This window comes from Actinomadura sp. NPDC023710 (genome assembly GCF_040639875.1).
Taxonomy (GTDB): domain Bacteria; phylum Actinomycetota; class Actinomycetes; order Streptosporangiales; family Streptosporangiaceae; genus Spirillospora; species Spirillospora citrea.
Map to the genome: position 1 here is coordinate 1 of NZ_JBFAGB010000069.1, position 19,913 is coordinate 19,913.

11 protein-coding genes, 1 tRNA gene and 1 pseudogene are annotated in these 19,913 nt (G+C 65.1%); 10 read left to right on the forward strand and 3 right to left on the reverse strand.

Features of this window, described 5'->3' with window-relative positions:
- Nucleotides 1–663 precede the first annotated feature (663 nt).
- Entirely contained in the window at nt 664–1,377 is a 714-nt protein-coding gene (locus AB0H37_RS42565) for a PaeR7I family type II restriction endonuclease (RefSeq protein WP_360618334.1), read from the reverse strand.
- Nucleotides 1,378–1,966: 589 nt separating this feature from the next.
- Between AB0H37_RS42565 and AB0H37_RS42570 the strand changes: the two genes are divergently transcribed.
- The 7 genes and pseudogenes from AB0H37_RS42570 (at nt 1,967) to AB0H37_RS42600 (ending at nt 7,386) form a co-directional block, all read left to right on the forward strand.
- Entirely contained in the window at nt 1,967–2,158 is a 192-nt protein-coding gene (locus AB0H37_RS42570) for a hypothetical protein (RefSeq protein ID WP_360618335.1), read from the forward strand.
- A gap of 280 nt (nt 2,159–2,438) precedes the next feature.
- Nucleotides 2,439–2,609 (forward strand): annotated as a pseudogene (locus AB0H37_RS42575) (transposase family protein); the annotation flags it as partial.
- 77 nt (nt 2,610–2,686) lie between these two features.
- Entirely contained in the window at nt 2,687–3,250 is a 564-nt protein-coding gene (locus tag AB0H37_RS42580) for a hypothetical protein (protein ID WP_360618336.1), read from the forward strand.
- A gap of 91 nt (nt 3,251–3,341) precedes the next feature.
- Entirely contained in the window at nt 3,342–5,018 is a 1,677-nt protein-coding gene (locus AB0H37_RS42585; RefSeq protein WP_360618338.1) for an Eco57I restriction-modification methylase domain-containing protein, read from the forward strand.
- Between the two features lie 11 nt (nt 5,019–5,029).
- Nucleotides 5,030–5,374 (forward strand): PaeR7I family type II restriction endonuclease, encoded by a 345-nt coding sequence (locus tag AB0H37_RS42590; protein WP_360618340.1) that lies wholly within the window; start codon nt 5,030–5,032, stop codon nt 5,372–5,374.
- 72 nt (nt 5,375–5,446) lie between these two features.
- The gene (locus AB0H37_RS42595; RefSeq protein ID WP_360618342.1) at nt 5,447–5,695 is read left to right on the forward strand and encodes a hypothetical protein; all 249 of its coding nucleotides are present in this window, start codon (nt 5,447–5,449) and stop codon (nt 5,693–5,695) included.
- Between the two features lie 335 nt (nt 5,696–6,030).
- Nucleotides 6,031–7,386 carry a tyrosine-type recombinase/integrase gene (locus tag AB0H37_RS42600; RefSeq protein ID WP_360618344.1) on the forward strand — a complete coding sequence of 452 codons (1,356 nt, stop codon included), beginning with the start codon at nt 6,031–6,033 and terminating at the stop codon, nt 7,384–7,386.
- A gap of 553 nt (nt 7,387–7,939) precedes the next feature.
- On the opposite strand, the gene AB0H37_RS42605 is transcribed toward AB0H37_RS42600, so the two are convergent.
- Nucleotides 7,940–9,577 (reverse strand): restriction endonuclease, encoded by a 1,638-nt coding sequence (locus AB0H37_RS42605; RefSeq protein WP_360618346.1) that lies wholly within the window; start codon nt 9,575–9,577, stop codon nt 7,940–7,942.
- 284 nt (nt 9,578–9,861) lie between these two features.
- Here AB0H37_RS42605 and AB0H37_RS42610 point away from each other — a divergent pair, with 284 nt between their 5' ends.
- The 3 genes from AB0H37_RS42610 to AB0H37_RS42620 all read left to right on the forward strand — a co-directional run bounded on the left by AB0H37_RS42610 (nt 9,862) and on the right by AB0H37_RS42620 (nt 19,246).
- On the forward strand, nt 9,862–13,923 hold the full coding sequence (locus tag AB0H37_RS42610; protein ID WP_360618348.1) for a hypothetical protein: 4,062 nt from the start codon (nt 9,862–9,864) through the stop codon (nt 13,921–13,923).
- Entirely contained in the window at nt 13,920–17,300 is a 3,381-nt protein-coding gene (locus AB0H37_RS42615) for a helicase-related protein (protein WP_360618349.1), read from the forward strand. The genes AB0H37_RS42610 and AB0H37_RS42615 overlap by 4 nt, the downstream gene beginning before the upstream one ends.
- Nucleotides 17,301–17,722: 422 nt before the next feature.
- On the forward strand, nt 17,723–19,246 hold the full coding sequence (locus AB0H37_RS42620) for a tyrosine-type recombinase/integrase (protein WP_360618351.1): 1,524 nt from the start codon (nt 17,723–17,725) through the stop codon (nt 19,244–19,246).
- A gap of 56 nt (nt 19,247–19,302) precedes the next feature.
- Here AB0H37_RS42620 and AB0H37_RS42625 read toward each other — a convergent pair.
- Nucleotides 19,303–19,419, reverse strand: a tRNA-Ser gene (locus AB0H37_RS42625).
- Nucleotides 19,420–19,913 lie beyond the last annotated feature (494 nt).

Consider the following 19,913-nt stretch of genomic DNA (forward strand, 5'->3'; position numbering starts at 1 on the left):
GCCTCACCAGGGCATCGCTAACGCCCGCCCCTTGAAGCCGCTGCCTCCACCGATCACCGAACCGAACCAGATCACCCACCTGAACATCCGAAGAACGCAACGGCTGGGCGGAATCCTCAACGAGTACGAACATGCAGCTTGACCTGCGCGGACGTAATTTTCGGCAAGTGCAACGCCAATCGCAACAGCACAGCCAGCCATCATGCCGGGGCAAGCACCACTAACGCTGCCGTTTGGAGCTGAACAACCGGTAGGGACTGCACCCGCTGCTTGATCACCGGCCGCATGTGCTCTCACCTGCGTGGATGGCATTTTCGGCACCCGCACCGCCCAGGAGAGGTGTGGCCGGGAGATCTGCCGCTGCAGCACCGCCAGTTGGTGACGCAGCACGAGGATCTCGATGTCCTTCGACCGGTCCGACCGGCCAAGCAGAACGAGCCAGCCGGCGAGCCGGATGAGGGCCAGATACAGGAACCGTAGAGCCACGACTCTGAGGGTGAATGGTATGTCGTGATCGTGTCCGGCGAACCGTCAAACCCCAACTCAACGGCTAAGGCTGAGTTTCCGGCACCGACACGCATAGGTGGCCGAATATTCGGCACCGACAGGAGTATCTGGTTCTCGGACTCGGCTTTGCTCATCAGGGATTCGTCCCGCATCCCCCTACTCGTTGCGGAGCGCCTGGAGTGCGAACTTCACACGCATTTCGATCTGCGTCGTCAGTGTCTCGGCCGTGGCAGTCGGGATCGGCTCGTCGTAGCCGACGGTGCTGTCGTCATTCACCCATGTCCTGACCATCCAGCCGGCCTGATAGACGTTCTGTGCGATGAACCGCTCGATGGCCGTGCCGTACTGACCTGCATAGGTGAAGGGAACGAACGCCGGGTCGAGCGGAAAGTGCTTCGAGGTGACGCCGTTGCGCCGGGTGGGTTCGCAGTCGCGGTTGAACGTCATGCACCACGCGGCCCAGACTCCGAGCTTTCCGAAGGCCTCGCTGATGTCCTGCACGGTCCTCGCATCAAAGGCGCTCCCGATGGCCTCTTCAATGCGGTTGTTCGCGTTGTTGCTCGGGCTCTTTTCCTGTGACTTGAGTTCCACGACGCCCACCAAGTGGCCCTTGTGTCTCGCCACCACGTCCCAATTCTTCGACCGGCGGAAGTAGCCCGGAATTACGGTGTCCGTCGTGACCTCGTCCTCGCCGAGGCCAGCGTCTACGAACATCTGTCGCACAAATGCCGCGAGAGACTGCATGTGCTTCGCATCGCGAGCCTGCGCCCCGGTTCCCGCCTTGCCCTGAGCAGCAAGTTTCGCAACGGACTCGCTCTTCGCGGTCCACCAGTTGACTAGCAGAGGCAGTACCTGTCTCTCACTCACCACGGTCGACCACACTACCGGTCAGCTCGTACATCACGGGGTCGATTCCGTAGACCTTCGCGGCTGCGTTGGTCGCGGCGTCCACGTCGCGATTCCTGGACCATGCGGGTCTAGAGCGTTCCTCGGTCCTGCGGTCGAACGCCTGATCTCCTCGGCGCAGGCATACGGTAGGGACCTGGCCACGCTCGGTGATGTCGTCCGTGCATGCGACCTGCAGCCCGAGCACGTGGACACTGCTCGCCAACTCTGTCGCGACCTTCTCACCTCAGCGGGAGCCCCGGAGGGGGTCGATGGGGTGGCCGCCAGCCATGGCTCACCCTGAATCTTGCAGACAAGCTAGAGGCAACAATGTTGTTATCGAAAGGCTTCTGACCTGCGGCTACGCTCTGCCAACCCTTCGTACGTCACCGGTACAGATATGGGGCCTCGCGTGTCCGTGTGATGTACGACGCATGACGCGTCGCTCGTGGGATGAGTGTGTGACGCTTAGCAGCGATGGCTCAGCGGGCCCTGCCGGAAACGGCGACGGCCCCCTGTTGGAGCAGGGAGCCGTCTGGTCCGAACCCGAGTCTCTGCATGGAGGTCGAGCTCAATGTCGAGCGTACGTCCCGAAGTGGTGAGCACGCAGCAGCCAGAACATGTGTCCATCAGCACAGATGCAGTGCTGATGGTGTTCATCCTGATAGTGGTCGCTGTGGCGGCCTACCGGGACCCGAAGATCGCGACCGCGGTCGGGGCGGCGTGCGCGGTCGGCGCGCTGCTGATCGTCGTCCTCAGGGGCTGACGTCCAGCCCGGCGCGGCCACGCTGGCGCTGGCCGCCGGTGTGAAGTCGAAGGTGGTGCAGGAGATGCTCGGGCATTCCAGCATCGTGCTGACCGCCGCTGAGAAAGACCGCCATGCATGTGCTGTGGACCGTGTGGAAGGTGTCCGGCACCAAACGGCGCCGACGACCGGCGGCTCTCCAACGGCGACCTGCCGCCGGCTCCGGCAGCCGTAACGTCTCTCCCGTTCGGCCGGCACGTTCGTGGCCGACCTCACCCGCGGGCATCGACTCCAGGTCGAGTCACATTGGCGGCGGCTGCCCCCCGGCTGTCAAGCGCTGCTGCTGGTGCATCTGCGCCGCAACGAGACCTTCGCCGGCTTGGCGGCGGTGTTCGGTGTCGGGGTGGCGAACGCGCACCGGGAGGTGACCGAGGTGTGGACCTGCTTGCCGAGCTGTCGCCTGACCTTGTGAAGCGTTGCGGATCGCGCAGCGGCCGCGATCTGCCCGAAGCGGTCTTCCCGGGCGCGCCGATCTGAGATTTTGGGGCGATGACGACCTCCCTGGGGACCACCGTGACGCCGGACCCAGCCGGAAGGATGGCGCGGGCCGTCGACTTCGTAATGGGGTCCAGGCTCGACCATGGCGACGATCTGTACGAGGAACCCCTCACGCAGGCGGACGCGCGCATCGCGGTGAACCTGCTGGGCAAACGGTTGCGCGACAGCGCCCCAGAGGTGGTCCTTGAGTCGTTGGAGACCCAGCGGAGCAATGGCGAGCTGATCTCCGGCGATCGGCTGCAGTTCCTGTCGGAGGCCGTTCAGAACGCCGACGATGTCGCTGCCTCGGAGGTCCGCGTCATGATCGGCGACGGGGAGCTCTGGTACTCCCACGACGGCGACCCTGTCCGCCTGCGCGACATCCTGGTGATCGCGCTGCCGTCCGCGAGCACGAAGAAGGCCGATCCGTCCGCCACGGGCCGGTTCGGGATCGGGATCGGCACCATTGAGGCCATCAGCCCCCTCTTCACCCAGTGCAACGACAGGGCCTGGCAGTGCGAGCCGATCGGTCGCGCAGTGGGTGGTAGCGACACCCACCCAGTGCCGTGGCCCTGATGTGCTGCAGCCAAGGCCAGGCAGGAGGCGTTCCAGCGGCTCGCCACCTGAATGACCTGGGTGGGGTCGCTGCAACCGGTACCTTGGGCCGGTGACTGCTGAGACCCTCTTCGGAACCTATACCGCCTCGCTACCGCAGGTGCCAGCAGAAGCCGTTGAGACCGGAGAGGTCTTCACCCGCCGCTGGGTCGTCGAGCTCATCCTGGACCTGGTCGGCTATACCCCCGACAGAGATCTCGCAGCACTGAGCATCGTGGAGCCCGCCTGCGGCGAAGGAGCTTTCCTAGAGCCGATCGTGGAACGGCTGAGTGCTTCATGCAGGAAGCGCGGGCGCGCGCTGTCCGAGGCAGCCTCAGCCATCGCGGCCTTCGATCTATTTCCGCGGAATGTTCAGCACACTCGCGCTCTGGTCGCCGAGCGCCTCGCCCACGAGGGCTGGGGCAAGGCCGAGGTAGACAAGGTCGTGCCCGGCTGGGTGAAGACCAGTGACTACATTCTGGAGAGCACGACAGGAGCCCGGGCCGATTTCGTGGTCGGCAACCCTCCCTACATCCGCTTGGAAGACGTGCCAGAACTCCGCATGGCCGCCTACCGAGAGGCCTGCCCCACAATGGGTGGTCGCGCTGACATCTACATCGGCTTCTACGAGGTCGGCCTGCGCAGCCTGAAGCCCGATGGCAAGCTCGGGTTCATCTGCGCGGACCGCTGGATGCGCAACCAGTACGGTCGTGGCCTGCGTCAGATGGTGAGCCGCCGATTCAGCATGGATCTATCGCTGATCATGCATGATGTCGACGCGTTTGAGGCTCAGGTTTCCGCCTACCCCGCTGTCACGATCATCAGCAATCGCCCCCAGGGGGAGGCGATAGCCGCTGACACCAAGCGCAGCTTCGGGTCTGCCGAAGCGCGGGACCTGCTGGCCTGGTCCAAGAAGGGGGACACTCCGCGGCTGGATGCCCCATCCTTCCACGCAGCCCGACTGCCGCACTGGTTTCCGGGTGAAGACTCTTGGCCAGCGGCATCACCGGCCCGGCTGGCGATGCTGGAAGACCTCAGCGACCGCTTCCGACCACTGCAGGACGAGACGACCGGCACTCGAGTGGGTATCGGGGTCGCAACCGGGGCGGACAAGGTCTTCGTAACTGACAACCCCGAGCTAGTTGAACGCGATCGCTTGCTGCCGATGGCGATGGTCCGCGACACCAAGAGCGGAACATTCGCATGGCATGGCGCCTACCTGGTCAACCCATGGAACGAACAGGGTCGCCTGGTCGAACTTGACGATTACCCCCGCTTGCGCGCGTATCTCGCACGCCATGGAGCAACGCTGCGTAAGCGGCACATTGCGACGAAGCAGCCAAGCCGCTGGTACAAGACCATCGACAAGGTCGACCACAAGCTCACTGGCAGCCCTAAGCTGCTCCTGCCGGACATGAAGCTAACGATTCATCCCGTGCTCGACCAAGGCGGACATTATCCACATCATAATCTATACTTTGTGATCTCTGACTCGTGGGACCTCAGGGTCCTCGGCGGCTTGCTCTTGTCCAAAGTCGCCGAGGCATTCGTTGAGGCCTACGCAGTCAAGATGCGCGGCGGAACCCTCCGGTTCCAAGCACAGTACCTCCGCAAGATCCGAGTACCCGACCCTTCAGAGCTGGACGAAGATATCTGCGCCACCCTCCGTGAGGCCTTCGATAATCGCGATCCTCAGGCCGCCACTGCGGCTGCCTTGCGTGCGTACGGACTCACGGAGCTGCCCGACTGAGGAGAGCAGCCTTGCCCGTCACTCGCCAGGACTTTGAAGACGCCATCGCCTCCTACTGGACGGGCAAGCAGACCCAGGAAAACCTCTCCGCTATCAAAGATGCCGTCGGAGCGGGGACTGCCGGATCGGTTCGAGGTGGCAAGCACTTCGTCGGAATCGCTGCCTTGCTGGCCATGTTCTTCCTGGAAGCAGGATATACGCCAGCCGATATCAGAGTTGCTAAGGGGCATCGCTTAGAGTTGCCTGGCTACTACCGTCCCCAGAAGCAGTGGGACGTTGTGGTCTCGCACCGCAACACTGCGCTTGCCGGAAACTACGTCCGTGCAGGTGGGGGCCGTAGTTTCTGGCGGGCTTAAGGCGCCGGGCTTGATCAGTCGCGGGGCAGATCCCGGGCGCGGCGGTCGCCGCGGGAGGCGATCGGGCTGGCGATGGCGCACCCCGACGGCGGCGCCTGGTACACGGCCTGGGCCGTCGCCAATCTGCTGGTTGACGCTGGACGCACCGAGGAGGCCGTCGCTCTCCTCGAACAGCAAGAGCCTGTTGACAGCAGCATTCTGGCCTGGCACCTCATCGACCTCTGCCGCGTCAAGGACGCCGTGGTGATTCTCCAACGGCCCAGGCCCTTCCGGACCGAGCACCTTCGGGTTGACAGGCCCACTGACGTACCGCCGTTCTGAAACCGTGTGCATGCTCGACTGTGTGGCGCCTCCGGTATGCGGGCTCCTGCGATGCCCCTCGTGAGGATGAGCGTAGCTCGTGCTGACCCCGGCAACGGGCGACGTAAGCAGCATGGCGCATCACAGTGGTCAGCCGCCTGATCGGAATCCGTGAAGCCCTTCAAGTCGGCGTTGTCGTTGCCGGCAAGGGGAACAGCATCCGATCACTCGTTCTGGTACGTCTGTTCTGTTGAGGACGGGGACGAAAGCTCGCAACGATCTAGCTCTGCCTGGTGTACGAACCGTGCATGGCGATTACCAAGAGTGCTGGCAGGATCTACCGACGGTGCGGGTGCGTGGATCCTCGGACGGAGAAGGCGTGGGGCGACCGTTGCCCGGCAATGGCGGCCGGTAAGCGGCACGGGAGCTGGTACCTGCGGCTCGAGCTGCCGGTCGGCCCTGATGGCCGTCGCCGGCGGGTCCGCCGCGGCGGCTTCACGATCCGCAAGACGGCTGAGGAGGGCCTGGCCCAGCTCCGGACGCCGTCAGATTCGGGCCATGGGCTGGTTACGGTGGGGGAGTGGTTGACCCACTGGTTGGCCACTCGAACAGGCGCAGCAACCACCGTCAGCGGGTACGCGAGCCACGTCCATCTCTACCTCGCTTCGTACCTGGGCACGGTGGTGCTGGCCGAGTTGTCGGTCTCGTACTTGCAGGCGATGTTCGCGCGGATCGCCCGCGAACACGAGAGGCAAGGAAGGTCGTTGACGGCGGCTACCCTGAACCGGATCCGGGCGACGCTGCGTACCGCGCTCAACGCCGCGCTCCGCCAGGGCCTGATCTCCGACAATCCAGCCGCGCGGATGGAGTTGCCAACGGCCCGGCGTCCGCGTGCGGTCGTGTGGACCACGGAGCGCGTGAAGCATTGGCAGCGGACCGGAGAACGCCCGCCGGTCGCGGTGTGGACGGTCGCGCAGACCGCTGAGTTCCTCGACGCCACCCGCAACCACCGCCTCTACGCCGCCTACCATCTCATCGCGCTGCGCGGGTTGCGGCGTGGGGAAGCAGCAGGGCTGCGCTGGTGCGACGTCGACCTGGAGGAAGGCGTTGCGGTGATCTCGCAGCAGATCCAGCAGCATCAAGGGCATCTGATGGCGTGCCCGCCCAAGACCGCCTCGAGTGCCCGCGTCATCGCCTTGGACCGCACGACGGTCTCGGCCCTGCGTGCTCACCGCAGTCTCCAGCGGAGCGAACGTGAGCAAGCGGGGGAGGGCTATCGGGACAGCGGTTACGTCTTCACCCGCCCCAGTGATGATCCCCTGGCGCCGGACCGGCTCAGCTGTTTCTTCCGCATGCTGATCGCCGAGCACGGGTTGCCGCCGATCCGGCTGCACGACCTGCGCCATTGTGCGGCCACGCTCGCCCTGGCGGCGGGAGTGGAGCTGAAGGTGGTACAGGACATGCTCGGCCATTCCAGTATCGTGCTGACCGCCGACACCTACACCTCCGTCCTGCCCGAGGTCGCGCACTGTGCTGCGGAGAAGACCGCCGCCCACGTATTGAAAGCGCGAGGTGTGATGCCGGGCACCAATCGGACCCGCCGCCGAGCACCCAGTCGTAAGAAGCTTCGCCGCGGCGGGAAGAAGGCATCGCGAGCCGGAGCTTCGTCGGCCCATCCCGCACGCCAGATAGGTCGCCCGCAGCGACGCTGAACACCGGCGTCAGGGCGTGACTGCGCACTTCTAGAACCTCTTGGCTCCCTCGTCCCTTGTCGACGACCTTTGAAGGGTCAATTGAATAAACCTTGCGTGTCGCCCAACCCAGGGTCGATGCGGTGATCAGTCATGCCCGGCGGGGAGGTGAGCCGTCGCCCGGGGGGGAGGTCGGGCGGCTGTCCGGTGTGCCCGGAACGCCTGGGACTCAGGACGGCCTCAGTGTGGCCCCAGGTCGGAGCGGCCAAGACCGCCCGAGACGACGTTTGTGCTGGTCAGGCGTGATGAGTCGCGTGGGACTCGAACCCACAACCTACGGATTAAAAGCGTACGCATCGAGCCCAATTATCATGCCATGCAATGCCGCCGTGTGCCGATCCGTTTCGGAACCGCCGAGCCGACAACGAGCCGACATGGGTGGTCGCGAACTGATGGTGCTCATTATCAAGGTGGCTGTCTCCACGGTCAGGAACAGCCTCACTGGCGGGAAATTTCCGGGCGGCTCAGCCTTTGACGTCGCTTGGAAATTTGGAAATGCGGAGGTCTTCACCTTTCACTTGCGACCCCTCGGAGGTGGCTTGGGTAGGCTGATGAGCACGTCGAGCCCGAGGTGTTCCTTGAGGAGGTATTTCAATTCTTCGTGTTCGATGATCTGCATTCGGCCGTGCCGGTGGGCGTGCTCGTGCCCGCCCTTGGTGACCCACGAGGTGGCCACCATGATGCCCTTGGTGGCGTGCTTGTCCTCCATCGTCCCCGCGAGTTCGCGGATGGCGTCGACGCCGACGGCCTTACGGTAACGCTTGGCTTGGATGATGCACAGTCCGCCGAAGATGGGGTCCTCGTTTGTGGCAACGCCATCAACGCCGTCGTCCTTGGACGCCTGGGTGACCCATGACTTCATGCCCATGGCCTCGAAGAGCTGCCGCACCAGGTGCTCGAACTCGACCGGGGTCATGTCGATCAGGTCTGGACGGCTGTCCAGCCCGGCGGCCGCGTCCATGCCCTCAACGAATGCGAATTGCTTGAGCAGGTTCTCGAAATCGACCATGGGCTTGACAGCCTCCAGGTCGTACGGGTGCGGGGAGACGAGCGCCCCAAGTTTCTGCTTGACACAGGCGACGGGATCCAGATCGCCCAGGACCAGCTCATCGAAGGCTTCCCTGGTCGCGCTGACGCTGATCAAATAGGGCCTGATCGGTTGGCCGGTGGCCTTGTCCTTGGCTTGGACGTAGCCACCGAAGGTGGCAGCCGCAACGATGTCGGAGACGTTGACGGCGAAGACGTGGTGCAGCGTGCGCAAGGCCACCTGGGCGATGACCGAGGCGTATCGTTCCTTGATCTCCCTGGCTGGTCGACCGATTGGATCGATGGCATCCCGCTTCTGGGTGTACTTGTAGGACCGTTCGACGGGAATTACGCTCTGGGCAGGAAGCTCGTAGTCGATGACCAGTTCCTTGGGCTCTGGCCGGTAGAGGATGCGCGACCGGTGAGGAAATCCCTCAGGGTAGGTGACCGCATCCAGGACCAGAGTGAAGTATTGGGCCACGGCCTCTGGGTCGCCGGCATAGAAATCGCGCTCGAACTGCTCGACTTCGGCGTTGTGTCGTCGGACCTGCTCGGCGGCCTCCCTGACGCGGCCTTCGTGTGCGGCCCGCAGGTCCGCGAGTCGCCTCCGCCGGTCGGCTTCCGCCTGGGCATGCTGCGAGCGGCGTCGTTCATGTTGCTGGTGTGCGGCCTCAAGCTCGCGTTCGTATCGCGCCCCCTTGCCGAGCAGTCGTCCCAAGGCTCCTGGCGGTAGAGGCGCCACGTCAGCGAAGCTCGGCTCGGGGATGGGCTGGTCCAAACCCTGTGGATCAAACGGAGGGGGCTCGATGTCTCGTTTGAAGGAGACGAAGGTTGGCGGAGGCTGATCGTTGAGGCCCAGGGCCAACAGGTTCTCGAGCTCGTGGACGCGGGCGTCGAGATCGACGCCCATCTCCTCGGCCTCGGCCTGCCGCTGTTCGATGTAGAGCCTCTTACGCTCACGATCGTTGGCTGCGGCCCTCCGCTCGGCTTCGCGGCGGGCCTTGTCTCGTTCGCGGCGGGCCCGATCGGCTGCCTGCCGGTGGGATCGCTCCAGTCGCTGCTGGAGCCGTTGCCGACGCGCACGCTCGCGCTGTAGATCTGCCCACATCCCACCACGCTTGGCCATTAGACCTCCGCCAGCTGTGCCGCCATCACCCGTCAGCCCGGATGTACCCAGCGCGAATTCGCAACCGACATTCCAAACCAAGAGAGCGACATAATGACCGACATCGGCCAGGCCACTACGCCCGCTCCCGTCCCCTTTTGATGTCTTGGAAGGACCGAAATGTACCACTAGATTATGGGCGGTGTTTTGTCCACCTGTTGTCCTTATGTGGGTTACGTCTTCTTTTTTGCTTTCGAGTGGTACATGATGCGGCGCACCTGGCAGCGCGAGCAAGGGGAGTGGGCGTGGCGGACGCGGCAGGGCGCGCTGAACGGTTCTTGGAGGATGTTGACGCCGGCTCGTTGTCCTGGCTCAAACCACACAGTGGTCCGGTCGCGCTGACCGCCGAGAAGGTTCTGCTCGGCCACGGCGACTCGGCACTGGAGATCGCGGTCGCGTACTCCAGCGGGCCGCCAAGGGCGGGCGATGTTCGGCGGTTGTGGAGACTGCGTCACGGCAACCGGCCCTCGCCGGTGCTGCTAGCCGTCTTGTATCCGGCTCTCAACGGGATTGAAGCGACTGTATGTGGCGTCACCGGAGACCCTGCGGTCATCCCACGACTGGACGCCGACCGTGTTGAGCAGATCTGTGCCGTAGCCCTTGCCGAACCGAACCGGCATGCTGCAGCACGAACGTTGGAACGGCTGTTGGCCGGCATCAAGGACCAGCTCACACCTGGGTTAGTGAACCGAGGACTGTTCGCCACCCACGAACTGCGCCAAGGAGTACCGCAGCGAGCTGACTGGCCGCAGGCATGCCAGGCGGCCACGCCGCTTCTTGGAATGACCGGATTGGAGTTGATCCGGGCGCTCGGCCATTCCAGTGTGTCGCGCGGCTCGGACGCGCTCCTGCTCACGGACGAGGGGACATCGCGGGCGATAGCTGTTCTGCTGGACGAGAGCGAGTTGTTTGATCGGCCGGGCGCCCGCTTCGGCTTGCAGTCGCCCGTCGCGCACGCTAGATGGCTGGCCGAACGCGAGAACATCCGGTGGGTGATCGTGTTGCGGGGTAGCCAGATCCGCATTCACCCGGCCGAGCCCGATATCGGGGTTGGCCGGAAGAGCCCGAGCGAGACTTATGCCGAGCTGGATCTGGCGCTTCTATCGCCGGAGGACGCCGGGTACCTGCAGTTGTTCTTCTCCCCGGCAGCGCTACAGCCCGGTGGCACCATCGACCAGATCCTGTCAGCGTCGGCGAACTTCGCCGCCGACCTGGGGACCCGCCTGCGGGAACGGATTTACCGCGACGTCGTTCCGGGCTTGGCGGTCGCGATCGCCGGCCGGATGGGCGCCACCTCCGAGGACGAGTTGGAGGAGGCCTACCACCGCACCTTGCTCATCCTTTTCCGGCTGCTGTTCCTTGCCTACGCCGAGGACCGCGACCTGCTGCCTTACGGGCGCAACCCCCGCTATAGCCGCCACGCGGTCAAGACGCTGGCCCAGGAGTTCGCAGCCGAACCCGACCCGCGGTTCGATCCAGCCGCAACATCGTTATGGGACGACATCCTCACTGTGTGGCGTGCAGTCGATGAAGGCAACCGCGGATGGGACGTTCCCGCCTACAACGGTGGTCTGTTCTCCCATGATCCGCAACGCAATCCGTCCGGTGCCGCACTGACCGGCCTCCGACTGACGGATGCGGAATTCGGGCCCGCGCTGCGGGCGCTGCTGGTGGACAGCGGTGAGGACGGCACGCAAGGGCCGGTGGACTTCCGGTCGCTGTCCGTGCGGGAGTTCGGCACCATCTACGAGGGGCTTCTGGAGTCATCGCTGTCACTGGCCCCGACAGCGCTCACGATCGACGCCAAGGGCAAGTACCTGCCTGCTGGAGACGGTGACACCGTCGAGGTTTCCGCCGGACAGGTGTACCCACACAACAAGTCGGGCTTGCGCAAGTCGACCGGCTCCTACTTCACCAAGCCGTTCGCCGTGGACCACCTGCTGGACCATGCGCTGGAGCCTGCGCTCGCCGACCACCTGGACAGAGTCCGTGCCCTCTTGGACGCCGGTGACGAAGCCGCAGCGGCCGACGCCTTCTTTGACTTCCGGGTCGCGGACCTGTCCATGGGGTCGGGACACTTCCTGGTCGCCGCAATCGACCGGATCGCCATCCGATTCACCTCTTTCGTGGCCGAGCACCCCATCCCCGCAGTCCATGACGAGTTGACCCGCCTGGGCAACGCCGCCCGCGACGCTCTCGGCGACCAAGCGGGCAACGTGGAGATCGAGTGGTCCACGCTCCTACGTCGCCAGGTCGCCCGCCGATGCATCTACGGCCTGGACCTGAACCTGATGGCGGTCGAACTGGCTCGGTTGGCAGTGTGGATCCACACCTTCGTACCCGGGCTGCCTATGTCCTCGTTGGACCACGGACTGGTTCGGGGCAACAGCCTGACGGGCATCGGCACCATCGACGAAGTGCTGGATGTCCTGGACGCGGACACTGGCAGCGCCACCATCAGCATCTTCGACGAGCCCATCCGTGATGCCCTGGAAACGGCACGAAGCCGACTGATGCGTGTGGCCCGCACAGCGGAAGCCACCAAGCAAGAGGTGCACGCGGCCGCCCGCGCCTACAACGAGGCGCTCTCGGAAGCCACGGACGCCATCGCCCTGTTCAACGCAGCCATCGCGGTGCGCCTCGGGTTCCTCACCAATATCGCCACCCCTGACCAGGCGATTACAAAAGGCAACAGCACTGACATCCGCACCCGGATGGAAGAGATGCTGGTCGCCCACATGCCAGCGAGGTTCCCCGAAGTCTTCCTGAGGGACCGGCCCGGATTCGATGTGATCCTCGGCAACCCGCCGTGGGAAAAACTTCAGGTCGAAGAGCATTCGTTCTACGCGCCGCACTTCCCTGGCTTGCGGAGCCTGAGCCAGGCCCGAGCCAACCAGGAGATGGAACGCATCCGCCGCGAGCGGCCCGACCTCGCGCAGGAATACCGTCGGCAGACGGACGCGATACAACTCGTCAAGACAGCTCTGGCGAAAGGGCCGTACCCGGGTCTGACAGCCGGCAGGCCCGACCTGTACAAGGCGTTCGCGTGGCGCATGTGGCACCTGACCCGCGACGGCGGCCGTATCGGGGTGGTGCTTCCCCGCAAGGCACTCGAAGCCAGCGGAATGGCCGATTGGCGTCAAGTCGTCCTCCGCGAGGGAACGGTCACCGACCTCACCACGCTCACCAACACGGGCCGGTGGGTGTTCGATGACGTCCATCCGCAGTACACCATCGGGTTGGTCGCCCTGCGCGTAGACCGTTCACCGGAACCGGGACGACAACTCCCGCTGCGCGGCCCCTTCCACGACCTTGCCAGCTTCCATGCCGGAACGGTGAACCCCGCCGACGAACTGCCGGTCGACGCCTTACTGGGCTGGTCGGAACCGGCAGCGGTCCCCCTGCTGCCCAACGCCGATGCCCTCCGAGTCTTCCTCACCATCCGGGGACACCCCCGGCTTGACCGGCGGGGCCCGGCCTGGCACGTCCGGGGGCTTCGCGAACTCAATGCCACCGACGACAAGCACCACTTCCGGTTCGAGCATGCCCCGGGCCGATGGCCGGTCTATAAGGGCGAATCCTTCGAACGATGGAATCCCGAAACGGGAACCGTATACGCGTGGGCAGACCCCGCACACATCACCGACGTTCTTCAAGCCCGTCGCACCAACCAGGTCCGAACGAGGCGGTCAGCCTTCTACCGGATGCCAACGACGTGGGCGGCCGATCCGAACACGCTGCCGTGCATGGCTCCCAGGATCGCCTGGCGGGATGTGGCCCGGGCCACCGACAGCCGCACCATCGTGGCCGCTCTCGTGCCACCGCAGACCATCCTCACCCACCAGGCCTTCTACCTTTTCTGGCGGGATGGAGGGGCCAAGCAACAGGCCTACGTCCTGGGCGTCATCTCCGCCATTCCCTTCGATTGGTTCGCCCGGCAAATGGTGGAGTCTCATGTGACCGTCGAGTTCATGCGGGCCGCACCGATGCCGCAATTCGACCCGGACGCCGCGCTGTGCCAGCGGGTGGTTCACATCGCCGGTAGGCTCGCGGCGGTCGACCACAGATACGCCGACTGGGCCGCCGAAGCAGAGGTTCCCGTCGCCTCAGTGGCTGACCTGGTCGAACGTGACAGCCTCATCGCCGAACTCGACGCCGTGGTCGCCCACCTGTACGGCCTGAGCCAAGCCGACCTAGAACACATCTTCGCCACCTTCCACCGCGGCTGGGACGACCACGACCGGCGGGCGGCGGCCCTGCACCAATACGGCCGTTGGGCGCCCCATTCGGTGGCGGAGACGGCATGACCGCTACCCCTTGGCGGGACTTCAGGTCGACGTTCGCCACCAATCATCCCGAACAAGGGCAGACGGTCGCTGATGCGATCAATGTGTTGCTTGCCGGGATGCGGCAGAACCTGGTCGAGCCACCGCTGATCGCGATTGCGTCGGCCTACTTCAACCCGGGCGGCTTCATGCTGCTCGCAGATGAGTTGGAGCAGGCGGGATCGGTGCGGTTGTTGCTAGGCGCCGAACCAGAAGAATCACAGCAACGGGAACGGCCACTGGCCGAAGGAGTGGGGCGTCAGGCATCACGGGACCGGATACGGCAGGCGCTCGAGGGGCATGCGCGAGCCCTGGAACGGGACCGTGACCTTCTGGGTTTCACCCGCACCGCCGATTCGTCGGCCCGCCGGCTGGTGCGATGGCTGCGATCCGGCAGGGTGCAAGTGCGCCACTATCAGGCGGGATTCCTGCACGGCAAGGCGTTCATCGTGGAGACCGCAATGCCGGGGGTGATCTCAGGGTCCAGCAACTTCACCTCCGCTGGCCTGTCACGTAACAGGGAACTCAACCTCGGCCAGTACCAGCCGGACACCGTCGCCGCCGTCCGTGAATGGTTCGAAGAGGCGTGGCAGGCCGCGACCCCGTTCGACCTGGCTGCGCTGTATGAGGCGCGGTGGAACCCGCACCGGCCGTGGGATGTGTTCCTGCGGATGCTGTACGAGCTGTACGGCGCGGAAGCGGAGGCCGAATCGGCAGCACGCGGTGGCCCACAGCTTGGGTTGACCGAGTTCCAAACCGATGGCGTCTGGCGGGCGCAACGGATCATGGACCGCCTCAACGGCGTGATCGTCGCCGATGAGGTCGGCCTGGGCAAGACCTACATCGCCGGTGAGATCCTCCACGAGGCCGTGATCATCAATCGGCAGAAGGCGCTGGTGGTCGCTCCGGCGACGCTGCGGGACTCGACATGGCGGCCGTTCTTGAGGGAGAAGAACCTACCAGCCGATGTCGTGTCGTATGACGAGCTCGTTTCGGGGGTGGCGGACACTGGGCGGGTGGGCTCGTCACTTCAGCCGCTGGACGATTACGCGCTGATCGTCATCGACGAAGCACACGCACTGCGCAATGCCTCCACACGGCGGGCCGAAGCGCTGCGGGCCCTCACCGAGGGAGCGGTGCCCAAGAGGTTGATGTTGTTGACCGCCACACCGGTCAACAACAGCCTGTACGACCTTTACAACCTGATCTCCTACTTCGTGACCAACGACGCCGCGTTCGCCGACTCGGGGATCCCGTCGTTGAAGGGCTACTTCGACCGGGCCATGGCCGTGCACCCGGACGAACTGTCGCCCGAGCACCTGTTCGATGTGATCGACCGGGTCGCGGTGCGGCGTACCCGCCGATTCGTCCGCCACCACTACTCCGGCGACCGCGTCGTCATCAATGGTGTCACCCGTCAGATCAGCTTCCCGACGCCGCGCGTCCGTCGGGTCGACTACGACCTGGAGGAGGCGCTACCGGGCCTGTTCGACCAGCTCGCCACCGCACTCGGCGCCCACTCCGACGACGACCCGGAATCGGCGGTGAACCTGACCGCGCCCAGCGAGGTCCTCAGCCTGGCCCGATACGTGCCTTCCAGGTTCCGGCTCGACAGTGACACCGAGGAACAGTTCGAGCAGCAGAACGCCGGCCTGCTGCGCTCAGCACTGCTGAAACGCTTCGAGTCCTCGGCGTACGCCTTCCAGCGCACCGTGGAGAAGATGATCGCCAGCCACGAACAGTTCCTGTCCGCGCTGGAGCAAGGCAAGGTGTTGACCGGCGACGCGCTGCGGGAATGGTCGGCCTCCGACAGCGACGAGATGGACGCCTTCCTCGAATCTCTGCAAGACGAAACACTTGCCGGTGTCCAAGACGCCGCCGATTACGACGTGACCGCGCTACGCCGAGCCATCCAAGCCGACCATGACCTGCTGAAATCCTTCCACCACCAGGTCCAGCAACACCACGCCAGCGCCGACACCAAGATCATCGCGCTGATTGAGGAACTCGCCGCCATCGCCCAGCAGGCCGCCGAGGAGGCCATCACCGAAGACGACGAGCGGGACAAACGCAAGATCCTTGTGTTCTCCTACTACTCCGACACGGTCGAACACATCCACGGCCAACTCCAGACCGCGATCGAGACCGACCCCCGGTTGGCGTGCTACCGCTCCAGGCTCGCCACCGCCTCAGGTCCCGACCGGCATGGACGCGCCGAAGTCATCGCCGGATTCGCCCCCCGCACCGCCGGCGGCGACGGCGAACAGGACCGCTACGACCTCATCATCGCCACCGATGTCCTCGCCGAGGGCGTCAACCTCCAGCAGGCCCGCCACATCATCAACTACGACCTGCCCTGGAACCCGATGCGGCTGGTCCAACGGCACGGACGCATCGACCGGATCGGCTCCCACCACCGCGAGGTGTACCTGCGCTGCTTCTTCCCGGACCGGCACCTGGAGAGCCTGCTAGGCCTGCAGGACAAACTCCAACGCAAACTCAAACAGGCCGCCGCGGCAACTGGAGTGGGCGAGGTCCTTCCCGGCTACACCGGCCGCGAGGTCAGCATCACCGAGACCCGAACCGAGATCGACCGGCTCCGCCGCGAAGACGCCACCCTCCTCGAAGAAGGCGGTGCCTCCGCATTGTCCGGTGAGGAGTACCGACGCCAGCTCGCCGCCAACCTGAACAACCCCCTAACCCGCCGAAAGGTCCTCGAACTGGCCTGGGGCAGCGGCTCCGGTTTCGTTCGCACCAGTGCTCAGCCTGGGCTGGTCTTCTGCGCACGCATCGGCGACCACCCCAAACCCTGGTTCCGCTACGTCCCGCTCACCCCCGACCTGACCATCGAACCCGACGATGACGGGTCACCCATCGTCATCGACGACACCTTGGCATGCCTGACCGCAGCCGACCCAGGCAGCCCCGACACCCCGGCCGAACTTCCCGACGCGGTCTACCAGACCGCCATCAACGCCTGGACGGTTGCCAAGGCCCACATCGTCGACGCCTGGATGCACAACACCGACCCCGCCAATCTCCAACGCCCGGTCCCCAAGGTCATGCGGGACGCCGCGGAACTCGTGCATCAACACGGCGCGCACCTAGGCGACCAGCAAGACGAACTCGTCGAACGCCTCCAAGCCCCCTACAGCCCCCGCATCCTCCGGGCCGTCCGCGACACCATGAACCAACCGGGCAGCCCTCAGGATCGAGTCGACCAAGTCGTGGACCTCGCCGACCGCCTCGGCCTAGTACGCCAGCGCGCACCACAACCCCTTCCGCCCATCACCTCGGACGACGTCCACTTGGTCTGCTGGGTCGCCATCACGCCTCGCCTTGGACCCCTCGACGCATAGTCCAGGGCATGAGCTTCCCCGGTGTCACGGACACCTCATCTGAATTGGCCGTGATCAACTTGGGAAGGCGTTCGCGCCGGTTCGATCGCAGCGTCGTGGGCATCGTGAACGAGTTCAGCAACCTGGCCGAAATCCACGGCGCCCACACCCCGGCTCAGGAGCCGCTGGGGTGGCGATGCCTTTGGCGGACACCCTCGTGGCTCGGTCTGCCGGAGGCACGTCAGTCCCGAATGCGAACTGATGCGTTCCTGAAATGGCGGCAAATAATGGGCGGGGCCCGGTGGCCAGAGTTCGCCGTTCTGGGCAGGAATGCGCAGACCTCCTCGCGCCCGGCGGGGGAGCAATCACGTGGAGCCGTAGCCTGCCCATAGATGCAAAGGTGCTAGGACGGCTCGCGACCTGGTATATAGCCTCGGGTTTCGATGAAGGGGTCGACGTACAAGAGGTGTAAATGCCGTGGCGCGGGCGGAAAGGAACTTGCTTCCCGCTGTCTGCAGTTGCGTCACGAGGACGGCACATGGAATCCCCGGCACGGCACCTGGTACTTCTACCTGGAGCTCGACGCTGGTCCGGGTGGCAAGCGTCGTCGGATCCGCCGGGGCGGGTTCACCACGCAAGAGGACGCTGAGAACGCTCTTGAGGATGCGCGGTGCCGGGCATTGCGCGGCTTGGATCCGGGCGTGCGGTACACGGTTGGTAAATACCTCGACGAGTGGCTGGCCGGCCACGGTGGCCTGCGCCGCAGTACCCGCAAATCCTATGGCGAGCACATCGACTACTATCTCAAACCCCACCTGGGCCACATCGAACTGGACCAGCTACGCGTTTCACACGTGAATGAGATGTTCGCCGCGATCGACGCCGACAACGAGCGCATCTTGTGGGCGGCAGGGGAACGCCGGCGATTGCTTGAGACTGCCCGACAGGCATGGCGCTCCGGGGACAGGACCGCACACCGTGCCGCTCGCGCCGAGCTCGCCGGGCTTCCGCCGCACCGCCGGACGGTCGGGGCAGCGACCATGCAGCGCATCCGCGCGACGCTTCGTTCGGCTCTGGAGGACGCGGTACGGCAAGGCCTGACCGCAGTGAACGTGGCGAAGCTGACCAAGCTCCCAACAGGCAAGCGGCCCAAGGCGCTGGTGTGGACCGGCGAACGCGTCACCGCATGGCAGACGGCCTACGAGCGGGAACTGGCGGCAGAGCGGGCCAGCGGCCGTACGGTCAACGCGTTCAAGATTTGGATGTCGCTGCCGCGCCCTTCGCGGGTGATGGTATGGACGCCCGAACAGACCGGTACCTTCCTCGACCACGCCGCAGACCACCCTCTCTACCCGCTGTTGCACCTGATGGGGTTCCGGGGCCTGCGACGCGGGGAGGCCTGCGGACTGGCGTGGCCGGACCTCGACTTGGCCGCGGCGTCGCTGACCGTCCGGGAGAACCGCGTGAAGATCACCTACCGGGAGATCGAGGACGGCGACCCCCAGTCCGACGCCGGCGAAGACACGATCCCGCTCGACTCCGGCACCGTCACCGTGCTCGAAGCCCACCACCGTCGGCAGGACGAGGCCAGGGCAGAGTGGGGTCAGGCGTGGCAGGAGTCGGGAAAGGTGTTCACGCGGGAGGACGGCTCAGCACTGCATCCCGATCACGTGACGGACGCGTTCGCCCGGCTGGCCTACGGTGCCGGGCTGCCGCCCATTCGGCTGCATGATCTGCGCCATGGCGCCGCGACGCTGATGCTCGCCGGTGGCGCGGACATGAAGTTGGTCCAGGCGCTGCTGCGACACTCCTCGCTCGCCATCACCGCCGACACCTACACCAGCGTCCTCCCCGAGGTCGCCCGCGAAGCCGCAGAAGCCGCCGCAGCACTGGTGCCAAGAAAGATCCCGGCTGAGGAAGACCGGCCTCCGGTCCTCCCCGCGTCCTCCCAAGACAAGGAAGAGTAGCCCCTCACCGCGTGAACGTGACGTGTATCCGCAAGCCACATAGGCGATGCGTTGAGTGGGCCGCCTGGGACTCGAACCCAGAACCTACGGATTAAAAGTCCGAAATTGTGGTGTCGGAACGGGTTGTGCAGTGGCATTTTATGTTGAATTATCCGCATCCCGCCCGATTTCCCTGTCGTCCAATGTCACTGCATACCGATTCGTTTCAGAACCGCCGAGCCGACAACGAGCCGCCATGGACCGTTGGTGATTTCGTGGCTTGCTCGGCGGCAGTCTCGCCTGACCGGCATGGACGAAGTTTTCGGCAAGTGCAAGGTACTGCTGCAGAACTACGCCCGGACGGTCACCGCGAGAGGCCGGGAGGTGATCAAACGGCGGGAGAGGGAGTCAGGCGGCGGGGACGGTCTCCCGCCCGGCCGGAGGCCCGGTGAGTGCCGGTCAGGCTATTGCCGCCGCTTCGGGATCGCGCCGGCCGTCAGTGCCGCGTGATCCGGTCCGAGCCTTGCAACATGCGCTCTACCGGGCGGCCAAGGCCGATCCCGGACGCAGGTTCCACGCGTTGACGGACAAGGGTGCAGAGACGTCCTGCAACGCGCGTGGGTGACGGTGGGCGCGAACAACGGCGCACCGGGAATCGACCGGACCGCCCAGGCCGAAGTTGAGGAGT